The 3,823-nt window shown below is 55.1% G+C and carries 4 protein-coding genes; 2 read left to right on the top strand and 2 right to left on the bottom strand.

Annotation, left to right across the window (positions count from 1 at the left end):
* Positions 1-26: 26 nt before the first annotated feature.
* Positions 27-1,202 (top strand): Obg family GTPase CgtA, encoded by a 1,176-nt coding sequence (gene cgtA, locus ACW14G_RS22570; protein ID WP_163447786.1) that lies wholly within the window; start codon positions 27-29, stop codon positions 1,200-1,202.
* Positions 1,203-1,333: 131 nt separating this feature from the next.
* On the opposite strand, the gene dacB is transcribed toward cgtA, so the two are convergent.
* Positions 1,334-2,767 (bottom strand): serine-type D-Ala-D-Ala carboxypeptidase, encoded by a 1,434-nt coding sequence (gene dacB / locus ACW14G_RS22575; RefSeq protein ID WP_167574953.1) that lies wholly within the window; start codon positions 2,765-2,767, stop codon positions 1,334-1,336.
* A 246-nt stretch (positions 2,768-3,013) separates the two neighbouring features.
* On the opposite strand from dacB, the gene greA reads away from it, so the two are divergent.
* Entirely contained in the window at positions 3,014-3,490 is a 477-nt protein-coding gene (greA, locus tag ACW14G_RS22580; RefSeq protein WP_064541914.1) for a transcription elongation factor GreA, read from the top strand.
* A gap of 154 nt (positions 3,491-3,644) precedes the next feature.
* Here the strand turns inward: greA and ACW14G_RS22585 are convergent.
* Positions 3,645-3,823, bottom strand: a 179-nt coding sequence (locus ACW14G_RS22585) for a YhbY family RNA-binding protein (protein WP_455648837.1), incomplete at its 5' end; no start/stop codon positions are given.

The following is a 3,823-nucleotide window of genomic DNA, read 5'->3' on the forward strand; positions in this document are numbered from 1 at the left end:
CAGGCGAATGATTTACGGAGAGTAAAATGAAGTTTGTTGATGAAGCAACGATCCTGGTCGTAGCAGGTGATGGCGGTAATGGTTGCGTGAGCTTCCGCCGTGAAAAATATATTCCGAAAGGCGGCCCGGACGGCGGTGACGGCGGTGACGGCGGCGACGTATGGATGGAAGCCGACGAGAACCTGAATACCCTGATCGACTACCGTTTTGAAAAATCCTTCCGCGCTGAGCGTGGTCAGAACGGCGCAAGCCGCGACTGCACCGGTAAACGCGGTAAAGATGTGACCATCAAGGTACCGGTCGGTACGCGTGTTATCGATCAGGGCACCGGTGAAACCATGGGCGACATGACCAAACACGGTCAGCGTCTGATGGTGGCTAAGGGCGGTTGGCATGGTCTGGGCAACACCCGTTTTAAATCGTCCGTAAACCGTACCCCGCGTCAGAAAACCATGGGTACCCCGGGCGACAAGCGCGATCTGCAGCTGGAGCTGATGCTTCTGGCGGACGTGGGGATGCTGGGGATGCCGAACGCCGGTAAATCGACCTTTATCCGCGCCGTCTCCGCAGCGAAGCCGAAAGTGGCGGACTATCCGTTTACCACGCTGGTGCCGAGCCTTGGCGTGGTCCGCGTCGATAACGAGAAGAGCTTCGTCATTGCCGATATCCCGGGGCTGATTGAAGGCGCATCCGAAGGCGCGGGCCTTGGTATTCGCTTCCTGAAGCACCTTGAGCGCTGCCGCGTGCTGCTGCACATCATCGATATCGATCCGATCGACGGCTCCGATCCGGCTGAGAACGCGAAAATCATCATTGGTGAGCTGGAGAAATACAGCGAGAAACTGGCGAATAAGCCACGCTGGCTGCTGTTCAACAAAATTGACACCATGGACAAAGCGGAAGCCGAAGCTAAAGCTAAAGCGATTGCGGAAGCGATGGGCTGGGAAGACAAGTACTACCTGATCTCCGCGGCAAGCCAGGTGGGTGTCAAAGACCTGTGCTGGGACGTGATGAACTTCATCATTGAGAACCCAATTGCTCAGGAGGAAGAAGCGAAACAGCCAGAGAAAGTTGAGTTCATGTGGGACGATTACCACCGTCAGCAGCTTGACGAAGTCGCCGCAGAAGCTGAAGACGAAGAGTGGGACGACGATTGGGATGAAGACGACGAAGAAGGCGTTGAGTTCATCTACAAGCGTTAATCCTCGTGCCGGATGGCGACGCTGACGCGTCTTATCCGGCCTGGAATATTCAACGGGCCGCAAATGCGGCCCGTTTTGTTTATATGTGACGTAGGCCGGATAAGCGCAAGCGTCATCCGGCAGCATCACTATCAGTTGTTCTGATAGATGTCTTTGTACAACCGACTCTCAAATCGCACCAGCGGAATACGGCGGTTACGCTGATCGGCTGGCGGCACCGCGTAGCCCGACAGATACTGCACAAAGGCCATACGCTGCCCGCTGGCGGTGGTGATGAAGCCTGCCAGGTTATACACACCCTGCAGTGAGCCGGTTTTTGCCGAGACTTTGCCATCGACGCCCGCCTGATGTAGGCCCGCACGGTACTGGAGCGAACCATCATGGCCGGCAAGCGGCAGCATCGAGATAAAGTTCAGCTCGTTATCATGCTGGGCGATGTACTGTAGCGCTTGCATCATCGTGGCTGGCGAGATCAGATTGTGGCGCGACAGGCCGGAGCCGTCGGCGATAATCGTGTTGCCGAGATCGACGCCTGCCTGCTGGCGCAGGATCTGCCGCACCGCATCGGATCCCGCGCGCCAGGTGCCCGGCACGCCAAAGCGCGCATGGCCAATCATGCGGAACACGGTATCGGCAATCATGTTGTCCGATTTTTTCAGCATGATCTTCAACAGGTCGTGCAAAGGTGCCGACTGCTTACTGGCGATTACCGTACCCGGCTCGTTAACCAGCGTCTGGCGTAGCAGCGTACCGGTGTAGGTTATACCTGCCTGCTTCAGCTCGTCTTTGATGATTGCCCCGGCATAGCTGGCGCCGTCCTGAATGGCAAATGCCAGCGGTAGCGGGTCAGCACGTTGCGGCAGACAGCCGGTGAGCGTGTAGCGGTTGAGATCGCCGGGGACGACGTCCAGCTCACAGTACTGCGCATCCGGCGAGCCTTTCGCCAGCGTCCGCACCTGGCTGAACATAACGACCGGGTAGTAGGAGGCGATACGAATAAACGCCAGATCGTTTGCCTTCTGCGCGCTGTAGAGCGAAATGGAGAAGCAGTTGCGGTCTACGATCGCCGCCGCCGGCGGTGCGCTAAAGCACTGGGTCATGTCGTTCCATGGCCAGCCCGGCGCTTTATCGTGGCTGGCAAAGATCGAGGTATCGATCAGGACGTTGCCGTCGATAGTTTGTACGCCGGATTTTTTCAGCGTCGCCACCATATTACGAATATCCTGGCGTTTTAGCGTCGGATCGCCGCCAAATCGCGCAATCAGGTCGCCTTTTAGCGTACCGTTATCGACGCTGCCTTTGGTCTCAAGCGTGGTGGTAAAACGGAAATCAGGGCCAAGTTGCAGCAGGGCCGCCAGCGCGGTGAGCACCTTCTGGGTACTGGCCGGTAGCGCCATCTGCTGGCCGTGGTAATCAATCAACGGCGCGGGTGCGCCCACTTTCTGCACCAAAAGCGCGAGGTTGGCCCCGGCGGGAAGCTGATTGATATACTCATCAACATTCGCGGCCTGAACGCTAAACGCTATACTGGTGGTCAATCCGATGATAAATCTGGAAAATCGCATAATCTCGCGCTAACAACCTGGAAACAAGCCGTCATACTACGGCCCAACGCCCTGTAAAGTAAACGATGACCCGTAGTGAACTTCGGGGTAAAATGCGTATCAAATTAAAAATTACTGCTGACCTGGGGCTTCGCACCCGGGTCGGTTTTCTTTTGCTTCTGGCCTGGTGTTGATAGCGACCCAGGCGGGCTTAGCGGCCGGAGCGGGGCGAACCGCTCCCTACAGGAATGTTTAAGAGGTATAACAATGCAAGCTATTCCGATGACCCTTCGTGGTGCAGAAAAACTGCGTGAAGAACTGGACTTTCTCAAGTCTGTACGTCGCCCAGAAATCATTGCGGCCATCGCCGAAGCACGCGAGCACGGCGACCTGAAAGAGAACGCGGAGTACCATGCTGCTCGCGAACAGCAGGGATTCTGCGAAGGCCGTATCAAAGATATCGAAGCGAAACTGTCTAATGCGCAGGTTATCGACATCACCAAGATCCCGAATAATGGCCGCGTTATCTTTGGTGCGACTGTGAAGGTGTTGAATCTGGATAACGATGAAGAACAGACCTACCGCATCGTGGGCGATGATGAAGCGGACTTCAAACAGAACCTGATTTCTGTGAACTCGCCGATCGCCCGTGGCCTTATCGGTAAGGAGCAGGACGACGTAGTCACCATCCGTACACCGGGCGGTGAAGTTGAGTTCGAAATCATCGCAGTGGATTATCTGTAAATTTTGTTCAACACTGAAAATGTTGACTGAGTGTAAAGATAAGAAAAAGGCCGCATAGCGGCCTTTTATCAAGCATAAGAGCGTGGCATGTTGCTAGCCCTCGTAAAGAAAAACCCTCATTTAACACAATGTTGTGTCAGAAATTAGGATATTCTTAACGTGGCAGCGAGATTTTGCGTTCTTTACCAGGGCGATAAAGCACCAGCATTTTACCGATGACCTGTACGTTACAGGCGCCGGTTTCGCGCACGATAGCGTCCACGATCAAGGTTTTGGTCTCGCGATCTTCCGAGGCGATTTTCACCTTGATAAGTTCATGGTGCTCTAACGCTT

The organism is Kluyvera sp., from assembly GCF_965301105.1.